The 15,302-nt window shown below is 73.9% G+C and carries 14 protein-coding genes, 1 tRNA gene and 1 pseudogene; 7 read left to right on the top strand and 9 right to left on the bottom strand.

Going from position 1 to position 15,302, the window contains the following annotated elements; translation table 11 throughout:
* The first annotated feature begins 43 nt into the window (after positions 1-43).
* Genes ACI79G_RS12935 through ACI79G_RS12925 form a run of 3 tightly spaced genes read left to right on the top strand, consistent with a single transcriptional unit; the run spans position 44 to position 1,703 of the window.
* Positions 44-406 (top strand): VOC family protein, encoded by a 363-nt coding sequence (locus ACI79G_RS12935; RefSeq protein ID WP_456881530.1) that lies wholly within the window; start codon positions 44-46, stop codon positions 404-406.
* Positions 403-822, top strand: coding sequence for a PaaI family thioesterase (locus ACI79G_RS12930; protein ID WP_217636245.1), 420 nt, complete (start codon positions 403-405; stop codon positions 820-822). Before ACI79G_RS12935 ends, ACI79G_RS12930 begins: the two co-directional genes overlap by 4 nt.
* A complete protein-coding gene (locus ACI79G_RS12925) occupies positions 819-1,703 on the top strand; it encodes a phosphotransferase family protein (protein ID WP_456881529.1) in 885 nt (294 codons plus the stop codon). The genes ACI79G_RS12930 and ACI79G_RS12925 overlap by 4 nt, the downstream gene beginning before the upstream one ends.
* On the opposite strand, the gene ACI79G_RS12920 is transcribed toward ACI79G_RS12925, so the two are convergent.
* The 4 genes from ACI79G_RS12920 to ACI79G_RS12905 are packed head-to-tail and all read right to left on the bottom strand — an operon-like array spanning position 1,673 to position 4,331.
* Positions 1,673-2,635: an MSMEG_6728 family protein gene (locus tag ACI79G_RS12920; protein ID WP_456881528.1), complete on the bottom strand. Its 963-nt coding sequence runs from the start codon at positions 2,633-2,635 to the stop codon at positions 1,673-1,675. The genes ACI79G_RS12925 and ACI79G_RS12920 overlap by 31 nt on opposite strands.
* Positions 2,636-2,666: 31 nt before the next feature.
* Positions 2,667-2,981 (bottom strand): biopolymer transporter Tol, encoded by a 315-nt coding sequence (locus ACI79G_RS12915; protein ID WP_456881527.1) that lies wholly within the window; start codon positions 2,979-2,981, stop codon positions 2,667-2,669.
* The gene (locus ACI79G_RS12910) at positions 2,978-3,844 is read right to left on the bottom strand and encodes an NAD-dependent protein deacetylase (protein ID WP_456881526.1); all 867 of its coding nucleotides are present in this window, start codon (positions 3,842-3,844) and stop codon (positions 2,978-2,980) included. Before ACI79G_RS12910 ends, ACI79G_RS12915 begins: the two co-directional genes overlap by 4 nt.
* Positions 3,845-3,884: 40 nt before the next feature.
* Complete coding sequence (locus ACI79G_RS12905) at positions 3,885-4,331, bottom strand: SRPBCC family protein (protein WP_456881525.1); 447 nt, start codon at positions 4,329-4,331, stop codon at positions 3,885-3,887.
* Between the two features lie 220 nt (positions 4,332-4,551).
* On the opposite strand from ACI79G_RS12905, the gene ACI79G_RS12900 reads away from it, so the two are divergent.
* Genes ACI79G_RS12900 through ACI79G_RS12890 form a run of 3 tightly spaced genes read left to right on the top strand, consistent with a single transcriptional unit; the run spans position 4,552 to position 7,283 of the window.
* Positions 4,552-5,049 carry a nucleoside deaminase gene (locus ACI79G_RS12900; protein ID WP_456881524.1) on the top strand — a complete coding sequence of 166 codons (498 nt, stop codon included), beginning with the start codon at positions 4,552-4,554 and terminating at the stop codon, positions 5,047-5,049.
* The gene (gene codB / locus ACI79G_RS12895; protein ID WP_456881523.1) at positions 5,046-6,341 is read left to right on the top strand and encodes a cytosine permease; all 1,296 of its coding nucleotides are present in this window, start codon (positions 5,046-5,048) and stop codon (positions 6,339-6,341) included. Before ACI79G_RS12900 ends, codB begins: the two co-directional genes overlap by 4 nt.
* Before the next feature lie 45 nt (positions 6,342-6,386).
* A complete protein-coding gene (locus ACI79G_RS12890; RefSeq protein WP_456881522.1) occupies positions 6,387-7,283 on the top strand; it encodes an alpha/beta fold hydrolase in 897 nt (298 codons plus the stop codon).
* Here the strand turns inward: ACI79G_RS12890 and ACI79G_RS12885 are convergent.
* Positions 7,172-7,552 (bottom strand): hypothetical protein, encoded by a 381-nt coding sequence (locus ACI79G_RS12885; RefSeq protein WP_456881521.1) that lies wholly within the window; start codon positions 7,550-7,552, stop codon positions 7,172-7,174. The two genes, ACI79G_RS12890 and ACI79G_RS12885, sit on opposite strands and share 112 nt — an antisense overlap.
* 97 nt (positions 7,553-7,649) lie before the next feature.
* On the opposite strand from ACI79G_RS12885, the gene ACI79G_RS12880 reads away from it, so the two are divergent.
* A tRNA-Arg gene (locus ACI79G_RS12880) sits at positions 7,650-7,722 on the top strand.
* Positions 7,723-7,744: 22 nt separating this feature from the next.
* Here ACI79G_RS12880 and ACI79G_RS12875 read toward each other — a convergent pair.
* From ACI79G_RS12875 to ACI79G_RS12860, 4 genes and pseudogenes are all read right to left on the bottom strand, one after another.
* Positions 7,745-8,851: a tyrosine-type recombinase/integrase gene (locus ACI79G_RS12875; protein ID WP_456881520.1), complete on the bottom strand. Its 1,107-nt coding sequence runs from the start codon at positions 8,849-8,851 to the stop codon at positions 7,745-7,747.
* A gap of 153 nt (positions 8,852-9,004) precedes the next feature.
* Positions 9,005-9,220: pseudogene (locus ACI79G_RS12870) on the bottom strand (helix-turn-helix domain-containing protein); the annotation flags it as partial.
* A gap of 165 nt (positions 9,221-9,385) precedes the next feature.
* Positions 9,386-12,994: a MobF family relaxase gene (gene mobF, locus ACI79G_RS12865; protein ID WP_456881519.1), complete on the bottom strand. Its 3,609-nt coding sequence runs from the start codon at positions 12,992-12,994 to the stop codon at positions 9,386-9,388.
* Positions 12,995-13,602: 608 nt separating this feature from the next.
* Positions 13,603-14,742, bottom strand: coding sequence for an IS701 family transposase (locus tag ACI79G_RS12860; RefSeq protein ID WP_456881518.1), 1,140 nt, complete (start codon positions 14,740-14,742; stop codon positions 13,603-13,605).
* Positions 14,743-15,302 lie beyond the last annotated feature (560 nt).

The raw sequence follows: 15,302 nt of genomic DNA, 5'->3' as shown, positions 1-15,302 counted from the left end.
ATCACCGCTGGTCGGACACTCCCCCGGCCCGCAGGATGGGCCCATGATCGGCCAGTTGCACTCCGTCGTCATCGACGCCCCCGACGCGTACGCCCTCGCGACGTTCTACGCCGACCTGCTGGGGATGGAGGTCAGCAAGGGCTCCCCGGGCGACGACTGGGTCGTCGTCACCGGCCAGGGGTACCGGCTGGCCTTCCAGCAGGCGCCGGACCTCACGCCCCCGGACTGGCCCGATCCGCAGCGCCCGCAGCAGTTCCACCTCGACGTCCGGGTGGCCGACATCGAGGAGGCCGAGCCGAGGGTGCTCGCGCTCGGCGCGTGCCCGCTGCCCGGCGGAGGGGGCGACTTCCGCGTCTACGCCGACCCGGTGGGCCACCCCTTCTGCCTCGTGTGGGACGCCGCGTGAGCGCCGACCTGCCCGCGGTCGACCTCGCCTCGGCCAGCCCGTTCGTCGCCGCCACCGCCTTCGAGGTCGGCGAGGTCAGCGGCACGCGCGTGACCGGGACGGTCCAGGTGGGGCCCGAGCAGCACACCCCGTGGGGCGTCGTCCACGGTGGGCTCTACTGCGCCGTCATCGAGTCCGCGGCCAGCATCGGAGCGAGCGTGGCGGTGGCCGACGGCGGGCAGTTCGCCGTCGGCGTCAACAACAACACCGACTTCATCCGCTCGATGACCGAGGGGCGGCTGCAGGTCGTCGCCGAGCCGGTGCAGCAGGGCCGCACCCAGCAGCTCTGGCAGGTGCTGCTCACCCGGGCCGACGACGGCAAGCTGGTCGCCCGCGGCCAGGTGCGGCTGCAGAACGTGCGCCGGCCCGGCGCGTGACGGCGCCCGCCCGGGCGGTGCGGGCCCTGCTCGCCGCCCGGGCGGTGGCCGCCGAGCACGGGGTCCGCTCGACCGAGCCACGGGTGCTGCAGGACGGCGTCAACGCCGTCGTCCACCTGGCGCCGGCGCCGGTCGTCGCGCGGGTGGCGACCCTGACGCCGCTGCTGCGCCCCAGCCCGCTGCGCTCGTTCGCCCGCGAGGTGGCCGTCGCCGGTGCCCTCGCGGCGGCGGGCGCGCCGGTCGTCCCGCCCAGCGACCTGCTGCCTCCGGGGCCGCACCGGTACGCGGGCCTCGAGCTCTCCTTCTGGCAGCACGTCGAGGTGCTGCCCTCGGTGCCGTCGCCGGGTGAGGCGGCCCGCGCCCTGGTCGAGCTGCACGGCTCCCTCGCGGCGCTGCCGGTGGACGGCACGCCGCTGGACACCCCGCTCGACGACCTCGCCCGCTTCGTCTCGGTGGGCGGGGCGTGGGGAGCCGCTCCGGCGCAGCTGGACCGTCTGCGCGACCGGCTGGCGGAGCTCCGTCCGAGGCTGGACGGCGAGGTGGTGCGGCTGCACGGCGACGCGCACCCGGGCAACCTGCTGGCCACCCCCGGCGGCTGGCGGTGGACCGACCTCGAGGACACCTGCGCCGGCCCCCGCGCCTGGGACCTCGCCTGCCTGCGCAGCACCTCCCGGCTCGACGGCCGGGCCGCGCTGGACGCGGTCGGCGGCCCCTCCGACGCCGAGCTGGCGCCGTGGCTGGAACTGCGCCGGCTGCACGCCGCCGCGTGGACGCTGGTCGTCGCGGCCGGCCGGCCCCGTCCCGGGCCCCGCCCCGAGCCTGCGAGGGGTGGGGAGGACGGGGTCCTCTCTCACGCCAGTGGCAGCGCCGGCTCGCGGTAGGTGGTGCCGGCCAGCGCCGGCGGCAGCACGTCGGGGTCGATGACGACGGAGAACAGCGCGCGCGGGTCCTGCAGGGTGGCCGGCGGGCGGGCCGCGGCGCGCGGCACGACGCGGTCCCAGCGGGCGGGACGGCGGTGCGGCAGCAGCTCACGGCCCTCGAACAGGTAGTCCCCGAGCACCTCGCCCACGAGCAGCCCCGCGCCGTGCTCGATGGGCAGCGCGACCGGGTCGCCGGGGCGCACCTCGTCGAGGAAGGCCGAGAGCTGCCGCAGGTCCTTGGCCGGGCGGCGGCCGGAGATCTCCTTGGACAACGCGCGCAGCTCGGCCGGGGACAGCCCGGTGGCGTCCACGTCGATGCCGGACTGGGTGCCCAGCCCGACGACGCCCGCGGCCAGGCAGGCGCCGAGCTCGTTGTGCGCGCGGGGGCGCACCACCCACACCCGCGTGCCCTCGGGCTCGGGTGCCGGCGGGAGGTCGTCGGGCTCGGGCCAGACGTAGGGCAGGTCCTCGGGCTCGGCGCCGAAGAGGGGACCGAACAGCGGCCGGTAGAAGTCCGGCTCCTTGGCCAGCAGGTTCGACCGGTGCGACAGGTGCAGCGCCTCGTCCCCGACCCAGGTGGGCAGCATCCCGGCGCGCGCCAGCTCCTCCTGCGGGACGCCGACCACGTCGGGCGCGAACTCGGCGATCAGCGTGTGCGTGGTGTCGGCGAACCCACGTTCCCGCCACACCCGGACCATGGCCAGCCCGTACGCCACCAGCGCCGGCGTCCGACCGCGCCACATCCGGACCACCGGGTGCGACGTCCAGCCGTAGTCGGGCAGTTCGAGGGCCCGCAGCACCTGGAGCGTCTCCACCCGCTGCTTGCCCAGGCGGGGCGAGTCCAGGAGCCGGGCGCTCTCCTCGAAGTCGGCGACGGGCAGGAAGGTCTGCATCGCGGCTCCTCCTTCCCGGACCGACGCGGGGTCAACCGCCCGGCGGGTCCAACGCGGCGAGGGCGGCCTCCCAGCGGGCCCGGCGCGCGGCGTCGTCCTGCTCCCACCACGCGGTGCCGCGCTCCCCCAGCCCGGTCTTGGCCAGCTGCACGCGGGCGCGGGCGGCGGCCAGCGCGGCGTCGTCCCCGGTGCGGCCGGCAGACCGCACCGCCGAGCGCGCCACCCCGAGGTGGTGCAGCAGGCGGGCGCGGACGTCGTCGGGCAGCGCGGGGTCGGCCGCCCGCCAGCGCCGGCCGTCGACGACCAGCCACCGGCCGTCCTCGGTGCGGCCGACCTCGCGCGTCACGCAGCGACGCGGCGGACCAGGTCGGGCAGCACCGTGCCGAGCGGGGCGTCCACCCGGACGTCGACCTTCGCGTCACCCCGGGTCGGGCCGAGGTTGACCAGCCCGACGGGGATGCCGAGCTTCTCGGCGCGCAGCACGAACCGGTAGCCGCTCATGACCGTCAGGGAGGAGCCCAGCACCAGCAGGGAGCCGGCCTGCTCGACCATCGCGAAGCAGGTGTCCACCCGGTCGCGCGGCACCGTCTCGCCGAAGAAGACGACGTCGGGCTTGAGCGGACCGCGCCCGCAGGCCAGGCAGTCGACCATGACGAACCCGTCGAGCAGCTCGTCGGGCAGCTCGGCGTCGCCGTCGGGGTTGACCTCGTCGACGTGCGGCCCGAAGTGCGGGTTGACCGCGTGCAGCCGCTCGTGCAGCTCGCCGCGGTCGGCGACGTCCCCGCAGGCCAGGCAGATGGTGCGGTCCAGCCCGCCGTGCAGCTCGACGACGTCCCGCGCGCCGGCGGCCTGGTGCAGCCCGTCGACGTTCTGCGTGACCACCCCGGTCACCAGCCCGGCCCGCTGCAGGTCGGCGACCGCGGCGTGCCCGGCGTTGGGCCGGGCCTCGCGGATCTGCGGCCAGCCCACGAAGCTGCGCGCCCAGTAGCGGTGCCGGCCGCGCGGGTCGCGCAGGAACGTCTGGTACGTCATGGGCGTGTGCCGGCGCAGCGACCCGGTGGCCCCGCGGTAGTCGGGGATGCCGGAGTCGGTGGACAGGCCGGCTCCCGAGAGCACGACGACGTCGCCGTCCGCCACGAGCGCGGCCAGGTCCTCGAGGGTGCCGGGGTCTGCGGCGGCCGGGTCGACGGCGGCGGGGACTGCGGTCACGCCGCCATGGTCCCCCTCGCCGGCAACCCGCGCCGCGACCTCAGGAGGGAGCGACCTCGCGGTCGAGCCGGCCCAGCAGCTCCTCGTACACCCGGCGCAGCCCCTTGGGCGCGAAGGTGCGCTCGAAGAAGCCGCCGATGCCGCCGGCGCCGTTCCAGGTGGTGCGGACCCGGACGGTGGTCAGCCCGGCGTCGGCCGGGTGCAGCGTCCAGGTGGTCACCATCGACGAGCGGGTGTCGGTCTCGACCAGGGTGTCGGGGTCGGGCTGGCCGACCTCGACCAGCTGGTCGCGGACCCGCTTGGAGGTGGCGGCGAAGCGCCAGGCGACGCGGGTGCCCGCGCCCTGGCCGCCGGACTCGACCCGGTAGCCGCTGAACTGCTCGGGGAGCACGCGGGGGCGCGTCCCCTCGTAGTCGGCGAGAGCGGACCGCACCCGGTCCACCGGCGCTCGGACGACCCGTTCCGCGGTGGCGACGACCTGACCCATGGCCCCCATCCTGCCGTCGCCCCCACCGGGGACGTCGTCAGGGCTGCCGGACGGCGCACGGCGGCCGCTCCGCGGGCGGCCGGACCGGGTTCGCCGTCGGCAGCGGGGACGACGGTCCGCGAGGTGCGGCCGCACCGGGCACCGCCGTCCACGCCCCGCGGGTGCGGGGACCCGGGCCCGCCTGCACGATCACACCGCCGTCGTCCTGCGAGGAGGAGCCGTGACCACACCGCCGCTGCCCACCGTCCCGACCGGCCTGACCCCGGAGGAGCGCGACCGGTTCTTCCTCGGTCTGGCCGTGGAACAGGCGCGCATCGGCTGGGAGGAGGGCGGGGTCCCCATCGGTGCGGCGCTGGTCGACGGCGACCGGGTGCTGGCCGTCGGCCGCAACCGCCGCGTGCAGATGGCCAGCGCCATCCGCCACGGGGAGACCGACTGCATCGAGCGGGCCGGCCGGCTGCCGGCGTCGGTGTACCGCCGCAGCGTCCTCTACACGACCCTCTCCCCCTGCCTCATGTGCGCGGGGACGGCGCTGCTCTACGACATCCCGCGCGTCGTCGTCGGCGAGAACCGCAGCTTCCAGGTCTCCGAGGAGCTGCTGCGGTCCCGCGGCGTGCAGGTCGACGTGCTGGACGACCCGGACTGCCTCGCCCTCATGGAGCGGATGCTCGCCGAGCGGCCGGAGCTGTGGCTCGAGGACATCGGGGAGGAGTCGTGACCGCGTCCGGGGCCGCGACGACGGAGGTCGTCGACCCGGACTACCCGGTCACGCCGGTCCCGGCGCACGCGCGGAAGTCGTTCTTCTCGATCGCGGTCGTGCTGCTGGGCTTCACCGTGTTCACCCCGACGATGCTGGCCGGCGCCACGCTGGGGCCGGCGTTCGCCTTCGACGACCTCGTGCTCGTCATCCTCGCCGGCTCGCTCATCCTCGGTGCGTACGTGGCCGTGATGGGCTGGGTCGGCGCGCGGACCGGCCTCACCACCGTCGTCATGGCCCGCTACACGCTGGGCACCCGGGGCGCCAAGCTGGCCTCGATCCTGCTGGGCGGCACGCAGATCGGCTGGTACGGGGTCGTCGTCGGCACCATCGGCGACCTGACCGCCGAGGCGCTGGAGTGGCGCTCCTACGGCGCCCGGGCCGCGGTCATGGTCCTCACCAGCGTGCTGATGTGCGCCACGGCCTACTGGGGCTACCGCGGCATGTACTGGGTCTCGCTGGTCTCCACCCCCCTGATCCTCGTCCTGGCGTTCTGGGTGGTCGGCCGGTCGTTGCAGGAGGTCGGCGGCCTCGAGGGGCTGACGAGCGTCCGGCCGACGGCGTCGATGGCCGTCGCGGTCGCCATCACCACCGTCGTCGGCACGTTCGTGTCCGCCGGCACCCAGGCGCCCAACTGGACCCGGTTCGCCCGGCGCGGCTCGCACGCGGTGTGGGCCTGCGTCATCGGCTTCCTCGTCGGCAACGGGCTCATGGTGTTCTTCGGCGCGATCGGGGCGCTGACCTTCGGTGAGGGCGACTTCGTCCTCGTCCTCTACCAGCTGGGGCTGGTCGGCTGGGGTCTGGTGCTGCTGTTCGGGAACCTCTGGAAGAGCAACGCCGACACCGCCTACGCCTTCGGGGTGGCCGGCGCCGAGCTGTTCGACCGTCCCAGCAAGGGCCCGTTCGTGATCGGCGGCGCGGTGGTCGGCACCGTGCTCGCGCTCACCGGGGTGCAGAACCACCTCGTCGAGTACCTGGGACTGCTCGGCACGTTCATCCCCCCGCTGGGCGGCGTCATCATCGGCGACTTCCTCGCCCGCTGGCGGCGGCGCGGCATCCCCACCGGCACGATCCCGCCCGCGGTGCGGTGGCCGAACCTGCTCGCCTACGCGGTGGCCGCCGCCCTCGCGTGGCTCAGCGGTGAGCTCGGCATCGGCATCCCGCCGGTCATCGGCATCGTGGTCGCCATCGCGCTGTCGACGGGGCTGTCCCGGGTGGGCTCCCGGCCCGCTGCCTCGGTCGACGCGGCGTGAGGAGACTCACCCCGGCCCGGAGTCCGCCCCGGGTACCCAGGGAGGGTGACCGCACCGCTCTCCCTCACCCGCACCGGCACCGGCGAACCGCTGCTGCTGCTCCACGGCATGGGCAGCTCGCAGCGCGACTTCACCGCCGTCGTCGGGTCCCTGGCCGAGCGCTTCGACGTCCTGGACGTCGACCTGCCCGGGGTCGGCCGCTCGCCGGCCCTCGACGAGCGGCCCACGGTCGCCGCGCTCACCGACGCGGTCGAGCGGACCCTCGACGACCAGGGCGTCGGCCGGGTGCACGTGCTCGGCAACTCGCTGGGCGCCCGGGTCGCCCTCGAGCTGGCCGTCCGCGGCCGCGCGCGGTCCGTCGTGGCGATCGCGCCGTCCGGGCTCAACATGCCGCCCGAGCGGGCCCTCCAGGGCGGCGGGATGACCCTGGCTCGGGTGGCCCTGCGCACGATCGCGCCGCTGGTCGACCCGCTGTCCCGCTCCGCACTCGGCCGGGCTGCGCTGCTGGCCCCGCTCAAGGCGCGCCCGTGGAGCACCTCCCCCGCGGAGGCTGTCGGGGCGCGCGAGGGCTTCGCCGACTCCCGCGACTTCTGGCGCACCCTGCTGTGGGGGCTGCTGCTCGACGTCCCGCGGGGTCTGGACCGCATCGACTGCCCGGTCACCCTCGTGCAGGGCGTGGCCGACTGGGTCGCCTCGGGACAGACGGTGCGCTACCTGCCGCTGGTCCCCGGGTCCCGCTTCGTCCCGCTGCTGTGGGCCGGGCACGCACCCCAGTCGGACCGACCGCGGACCATCGTGCGGCTCGTCGAGGAGGCCGCCCGCCGGGCCGGTCAGCCGGCGGACTCCTCCGCGTTCAGGAACGAGCACCGGAACCGGGCGGCTGACATCGCCTCGGTGAACAGCGACTCCCAGGCCGGGTCGGCCGACGAGAAGGCCGTGTAGATCCGCTCCTCGAGCACGACCGGCAGCCCGTCGGGGCCGGGGTAGGACCGCCGCAGCAGCACCCGCGTCTCGCCGTCCACCTCGTCGTGCGCCGGCGTCCAGCGGGCACGGGCCACCGCGTCGGCGAGCCGGACCTGCTGCCGGCCGGACAGGCGCTGCCGGCCGGCGGCAGGTGGGACGGCCGGACGCGCGGACCAGACGCCCAGGGCGTAGAGCAGCAGGCCGACGAGGGCCAGCAGCACCACCAGCTCGAGGAGCAGGACGACCACGGGGACGACGGTAGCCACCTCAGGGCGCCGCGGACGGGGTCCGCCGCACGGCCCGCTAACCTCGACGGGTACGCCCCGGTCGGCCCCGCGCCGACGAGCCCCCGTAGCTCAGGGGATAGAGCATCGGTTTCCTAAACCGTGTGTCGCAGGTTCGAATCCTGCCGGGGGCACCGCAAAGGTGCTGGTCAGCGGCTAGTCCGCGCGCCGGATGCGGGCCACAGGGGCGTCAGACTGGGGTTCGGTCAGCACCTGGTCAGCACGAGCGGCGTCCAAGCGGTCGGCGACCGCGTCCAGCTCGTCGGGAAACAGGTGGCCGTACCGGTCCAGCGTCATCTGCGCCGAGGCGTGGCCCAGCATCGATTGCACGCCCTTCACCGACGCGCCGGAGGCGATGGCGAGGGATGCGGCGGTGTGCCGGAGCTCGTGCGGAGTGAGGCCCGAGAGGCCGGCGTCATCGGCCGCCCGGTCGAACCAGTCGCGGCGAAAGTTCTGGACCCGCAGCGGGGTGCCGGCCCGGGAGGCGAAGACCAGGTCGGTCGGCGCCTTCCCGGTGAGCTGGCGGCCGAGGTCCTCCCGAAGGAAGCGGGGCACCACCACCGACCGGTGCTGATGTGTCTTCGGCGTACCGAAGACCATCTCTCCGTCGACCTCGGTGACCGCCTCGACCACGTCGATGCGCCCTCTGAGCGGCTGCACGCGGCGCACGCGCAGGCCGGTCAGCTCTCCCCAACGCAGACCGGTGTAACCGGCCACCAGGACCATCAGGCGATGCGGGCCGCAGCCGTCGGCGAGGTCGGCGAGCTGCTGGTGGGTGAGGTAGCGGCGATCGGACCTCGGCAGGCGGGGCAGGCCGACACCGGTGGCCGGGTTCCGCGCCAGCCGGTTGTCCTTCACCGCGTCGTCCAGCATCGAGGACAGCAGGTGGTAGGCCTGCCGGGTCCTGGACGCCGACAGTTCCGCGCGCATCGCGGCCACCCAGGCGACGACGTCGGAATGCCTGATCTTGGTCAGCGGGACCGTGTTCCAGGTCGGGAGCACACGGGTGGCCAGCAGTGACCGGTAGGACGACAACGTCTTGGGCTTGAGGTGAACTCGGCCGGCCATCCAGGTCTCGGACCACTGCCCCACCGTCATCTTCGACCGACCGGGGTCGACCCAGGTGTCGTTCCTGATCGCCGACTTCTGCTCCTGCTCCCAGAGGTCGGCATCCCGCTTGCGGTGGAAGTTCCCGTTCGTGTGCTGCTTGCCGGCGGCGTCGCGATAGAAGCCAACCCACTTGTCCCCACGCTTGTATGCCATCGCTCACCCCTCCGGTCTGGTCGCACGCCGGTAGGACGCCTCGGTCCCCGCAGAAGCGCGCCCAGCCTTGCGCGGTCGAGGACGTGGCACGAGAGTCCGCGGCTCGGCACCGACGTCGACCTGCGCCTCTGGAGCCGGATTCCGCTCAGCCGTGCCCTGATCGCGCCGTGCATCGATCCAGGCGCGCAGGTCGTCGCGGCGGTAGAGGACGCGGCGGCCGAGGCGGAAGCTGTGCGGGCCGGTGCCCAGATGGCGCCAGTACCGCAGGGTGGCGACGGGGGCGCGCAGCAGCTGGGCTGCTTCGGCGATGGTGAGCAGCTCGGCCGCGGGCTCGGCGGTGTGATCACGGTCGGGGATCTGGTCGGGCATGGCTGTCTCCGGGGCTCGACGGGTGTGGGCGGGAGTCCACCTGCAGAAGGCGTCATTTCGCGGCCATCGGTGACAGCCCACAGCCAACGTCTCCGGTTGTTCTCCTGTTTTCCTCCGGCACGCGAGCCCAGGTGCTCGAGGCTCTGGGGCTGACAGCGCCCGAGGTCAGCGCCCGATGCCGGGACGGGCGCCGGGTGACGGCGTCCGGTGGAGGGCCGGCTCCGGCGGTCGGACGCTGCGGGTTGGTCGCGGCGAGGACGCCGCGGGAGCCAGCGCTCGACGGGTAGCCCGTTCGGCGTCGCGGTGGAGGCGCCAGGCGTTGCGCTCCTGGGCGAGCCGGTCGGGTGGTTGGGCGACCATGGCCGGGTCGCCCGTCAGCTCGGCGAGGCGCGTGCGGGCGGCGGCCAACGCGTCCTCGGCGGCGCTGACGTCACCGTGGACGCCGGCCAGCTCCACGGCCGGGTCCACACGTTGGCCGTGCGCAGTGAGGCGGGTGAGCCTGTCCTCCTGCCGGCGGCGAGCCTGGTCCAGGGCACGGGACACGCGGACGTGCGCTGCCTGGGCGGCATCGGCCGCCGCGCACAGCCGGGCGCGCTCGGGATGGGCCGCTTCAGACCGGCGGTAGGCGAGCTCGCCTAACGCGGCCTGCAGCCGCGGCGGGTCGTCGGCCGAGGAGGCGACGGCGGCGAGCTGTCGGGTCTCGGTGGGCAGTGTCGGCAGGTACGGCCGCCAGCGGTCCGCCCAGTCGACCAGCTGGTCCTCCGCCCGGTGGACCGCGCCGCGGCGCAACCCGAGCCGGCCCGGGCCGGCGAGGACGACCTGGGCGGCCTGGCGGGCGGGGTCCCGCTGGGCGGCCCACCGGTCGAGCAGCGTGTCGCGGAGGCGGTCGGCCTCGGCGGTGACCAGCGCGCCGATGGCCTGGGCTCGCTGCGTGGCCTGCTGCGCGGCGGTCGCCGCCTGCCGCTGCTGGTCCTGCAGCGCGGCCATCTGGTGGGCGTGGTCGGCGTCGACCGCGGCGATCGAGTGCAGCACCTCGCGGCGCCGCTGCAGGACCTCCAGCTGGTCCTGACAGCGCTGCTCGGCCGTCCAGGCCGCGCGCAGCTCGGTGAGCACGTGGTCCAGCGGTCGGGGCTGGGCGTATCGGGCGGCTTCGCGGGCGGCCAGGTCGGCGGCGTGAGCCGGTCCGAGGTCGGCCCGGTCGCGGGCGAACACCGTCATCCACTGCTGACGGGCATCGGCGAGGTCCGCAGCGACGAGGTGGGCGGTGTTGACGGTGCGGCCGCGGGTCATGCCCACGTAGGCGGCCGCTGCGCCGGTGTGCTCGCCGACCACCACGTGAGACGCGGCGACGGTGTCGCCCTGCACGCCGTGCGCGGTGGCGACGTAGGCCAGCTCGACATGGTGGGCGACGTAGTCCGCAGGGAGCACCCGCTCCTCGCCCCGGGACGGGATGGCACCGGCCGGGGTGACGTCACCGAGGGTGGGGTGCGTGGGGGTGACGGTGAGGGTCCCGTGCAGGTCGACCGCGGTGACCGTCCAGGTGTCGCGATTTGCCACACCCAGGGTCCGGTCGTTGCGGCGGGTGGCGATCCGATCGCCGGCGCCGATCCGCTGTCCGGCCCTGGTGGTGACCACTCGGGCGTCATCGACCCGACCGCCGGCAATCAGTCGGTCCCGGATGGCAGCGCCCAGCTCGGCAGCCTGCTCACGGGTGTCGACCACCACGGCCACCGCTCCCTCGCCGGGAGACGAGGCGGTGGCGAGCGCGGTCAGCGCCTCGAGCCGGGCGGCGGGATCGGAGTGGATCCGGATCCGGCCGCAGGCGTGCAGCGCGTCGAACACCGCCCTCGGGTCGTCACCGCGGCGCATGGCCAGGGTCAGGTCGGCGTACTCGGTGTCGGGCACGGTGCGGCCCGCCTCGCCCGTGCGGACGAACCGGTGCACTACGTCCAGGGTCAGGCAGGCGGCCGGGTCGGCGGCGCGGACGGCGAGGTCGAGCACGCCGCCGCGGCCGACCGCCGCGAGCTGGTGGCGGTCGCCGAGCAGCGCGACTCGAGCCTGGGCCTCGTCGGCGATGGCGAGCAGCGCGCGGGCGGTGTCCTGGTCGAGCATGCCGGCCTCGTCGACGACCAGCAGATCCGCCGGCCGCAGCGCTGCGGCAACCTCCGGCCCGGCGTAGAGCGCGCCGGTGGCCGGATCGACTTGCCCGACGGTGAGCCGGGTCCAGGCGCCATCGGCCCAGCGCCAGCCGTGCTGGAAGGCCAGCCATGCGGCCGACCCGGCGGCCGCGCCGACCTCCGTGGCGGCGGCCCGGGCAGCCTTCAGCGTCGGGGTCACAACCAGCAACCCACGCCCCTGTAGAGCGAGGAGGTGACGGGTCGCGGCGAGGGTGGTGGTCTTGCCGGCGCCGGCCGCGCCCTCCACCACGACCAGCGGCCGCTCCCCCGACAGCGCGGCGGCGACGGCGTCCTGCCCGACATCCAGCCCTTGCAGCCCGGCCGGCAGGTCCGCGGCGGGGCCTTGGTGGGTGCCGCGGGCGGCGAGCCGGGCGGCCAGGTCGGCCTCGGCGTCGAGCACCGCCCGAGAGGTCCACGTCCGGATGTGCTCGGGGATCCCCTCGCGCTCCAACAGCGGGACGCAGCGGGCCAGGGCGCGGGCGGTGAGGTCCTCGGCCAGCTCCTGGCGGACAGCGGCCTCGGCCACGATCCCCGCCCCGGCGATGAGACGTTCGGCTTCGCCACGGAGGTCGGCGGCGTTCCACGCCGAACGCCCCGCGGTCAGCCGGACGAGTAACCGTTCCACCGCGCGGTCACGATCCATCGCGCCGACCGGGGCGGGCATCAACTCGACCGGTTGATCCGGGTCGCGGTAGCCGAGGGCGGCCAGCTCGCGCCGCCACCGCCCGGTGAGATCGGCGCCAGGCTGCGGGGCGACCTTGTCCGGGCGGCCGTCGGCCCACGCCCGGGCATCCCAGGCCCGTCTCAGCGCGGGGCCGGGCTGTTCGCCGGAGTGTGCCATCATCCATTCGCGTTCGTAACGGTCCAGATTGCGCCCGATCTGCGCCGCCCGCGCGCTGAACGGACCGACATAGTCGGCGAGCTCCGGTATCTCTCCAGTCGCATCCAACGTATAGCCGTGGGCGGCGAGCGCGGCCCGGAACGGCGGGTCGCAGGCCACCGCGGCGTGCCCCATGCCGTTGATCGCCGCAAGAGAATCGCGGACGCCGACAGTGTGCAGTCCGCGCCATTTTCCGGCGGCGAGCACGCGTGCGTTGAGCTGCAGGTGTAGGTGCCGGTGTGGGTCGCCGGCGCGGGAGGTGTGGTGCCGCACGGTCACCGCCTCCAGCACCTCGATGGGCACCTGCACCTGCCCGCCGCGCGGCCCGACGCGGGTGGTCGCGTGCCGGGCCAGCCAGCCGATGATCTGGGTGGCGGCGCGGTCCTGGGCCGCGTCGTAGGCGGCGGCGACATCGGGGTGCACTGCGGCGGCCAGCGACCAGGACTTCGGGCCGTTGACCACCACCTCGACGAAGCGCACCGCGCGTTCGTCGGTGCGCAGCCGACCCCTCGGCTCGCCGGTGTCGGGATCTCGGCCGGCGACCCAAGTCTCGTAGACCTCGCCGGTCAGCCACGCGAGCTCCGCCACGCGACCGTCGCGGGCCACGAAGCGGCGGGCGACGCCGGTTCCCTCGGCCAGGTAGTAGTCGTCGGCCCGGCCGCGGTCGACTTCCAGGTACTGCCGGGCAGCGGCTGGCGGACCAGCGTAGACCTTCATCCCACCGTGCAATTTCAACGCCACCCAACAATGACCAACAGGTCACCCCTAGCAACGGCGATGGGCCCCGCGAAGCGAGGCCCGGACTACCACCATTGGTAGCATGCGTGCCGTTCTTGAGTAAACACTTGGGCGATAGTGGTACGCGTTGATGGTCATCTGTTATTCGAGGGTCGAGGCAGAGTGCTGGGCAACGACGGAGAATAGTGGCGACCGTTAACTATCCTGGCGACGATTAGGCCGGTGCCCATGTACCTCCGAGGGTGCACGCTGTATCTTTTACACTGACTCAAGCCACAATTGAGCCCGCGGCCCGAGACGGAGCGCCCGTGCGGAAGCAGGCCAGAGCGGACCTAAGAGCGTCCGGGGAGGGGTTGACAAGCAGCTCCCATCAATGTCGACGGTGCGCTGGACGACGACTCGGACGCCGCTCCGGCGTCCTTGAAGGCGGTCTAGTAGTACTTCGTTAGTGGGTCTCGGGGTGGGGTCGATCCGGAGAGCAGACGATGCAGGTGCCGGTCCAGGTCACCAGCGGGCCCTGCAGCTGGTGCAGGACCGCATACAGGCTCAGGCCGACGCAGCCGCGTTTCGGTCGGTGCCCGGTCCGGTTAGGATCCGCTGGGCGGCGGTGATCGGAGTGACGTGCCGATTCCAGCCTGCCCGGATGCGGCCTTGAAGTGGTCCAGGCCCAGGTCGGTCCTCAGCTCGCGAAAGTCGTGCTCGATCCGCCAGCGGATCTCTGCCAGCCGGACCAGCTCGGCCAGCGGCGTGTCCTCGGGCAGGTCGGAGAGCCGGTAGTCGGTGGGCTCGGCGGCCTCGGCCGGCCATTCGGCCAGCAGCCACGCGAGAGGCAGCGAGCCGTCGGCGGCCAGCCGGGCGGTGGGATTGCGCCCGGCCGGACGGACCCGCAGCGCCAAAAGGTTGAGGTCAACGCCGCGCGGGAGTCTTCCCGCCAGGTGGCCGACACGGTGGCGTGCGGGCCGGCGGCGAGCGCGTGAGCGCGCAGGCCGACCGGGCGGGTGCGGTAACGCGGCCGAGGCCGGCGGCCCCGGCCGGAGTACGGCCGCAGCTGCGGCACCGCGGCCTCGGCGTACGCGGTCAGGTCCCCGTCGACGGCGACCACGTAGCAGCTGCCGCGCGCGGTGATGCCGGCGCGGAAGTCGCCGTTGTTGCTGTAGCCGGCGTCGGCGACCCTCACCGGCGGGGGCAGCCCCCAGCCGGCCAGCTCGTCGAGCATCTCCAGCGCCAGCCGCCATTTCACATGATGCCGGGTGCTGTCGGGAATGCCGGCGCGGGCCCGCCGCCCGGATCACCGCTGCCGCTTCGGGCGTGGTCGCGGCGTCATCGTCCCAGCTCTCGGGCAGAAACAGCTGCCAGGAAAGCGGGCAGGAGGCGGCATCGGTGACCGCGGAGACCGAGACGCCGATCTGGCAGTTGCCGACCTTGCCCAGCGTGCCGGAGTACTGCCGGGCCACACCCGGCCAGGCGTTGCCGTCCTTGATGAAGCCAGTGTCGTCAACCACCCACGCCTTGGGCGCAATTACCTCGACCGCCCGGCGGGCCAGCCGCTCGCACACTGGCTGCACCGCCCACTTCGACGACGAGACGACCTGCTGCAATCCCTGATAACCGACACCCCACTGTTCGACCATCGGCGGCATTGAATTGGGCCGCCTGCCGAGCAGCAACCCCGGCACATGCGTCGCGCCCTTGTCCCGCTGGTAACGGCGAGTCAGCGGCGCGGACACCTCCGCCGCGGACTCCTCCAACCACCCCGCACGGCGGCCAGCTCCCCCGGAGACATTCCACCATCGCACCGCGCCGAAGCAGGTCAGACAGGACCTAACGAAGCACTATTACGTGTCGGCCTGCCGGTCCGGGGTCTCGCGTTCGACGATCAACCGCGCGGTCGGTCACATTAGCCCGGAGGGCCGCCTCAAAGATGGCGCAGACGGGTAGCAGAGGCCAGCCCGTCGAGGATGACCGAGGAGTGGGGACTCTTCTCGGCGTGTCGCCCGCGACACTCCGTTCGCTGACACGCCATGGCACCGAGGGTCTTGAAAGCCTTCCGGTCTTTGAGGATTCTCCCACGGCATATCGGCTCACCCGCGCAACGACTGCCAGGAGGAACGTAGTGATGCTCAAGGAACAACCTCAAAATTGACGGACCGAGGCACCTGCGGTCACACCAGAACGTGTATTTCAGGGGCCGCCAGGAGTGAAGTCACCACGCAGCTTTCAGGCCTTCGCAAAATGAGGCCTTCAGCCAAGTACTCCCTCGACGTCCGGGAAGGACGCACCAATGCCC

Source organism: Geodermatophilus sp. SYSU D00779 (assembly GCF_054050595.1).
The sequence above is the reverse complement of the archived record's forward strand: the minus strand, read 5'-3'. Positions and strand labels throughout refer to the sequence as shown.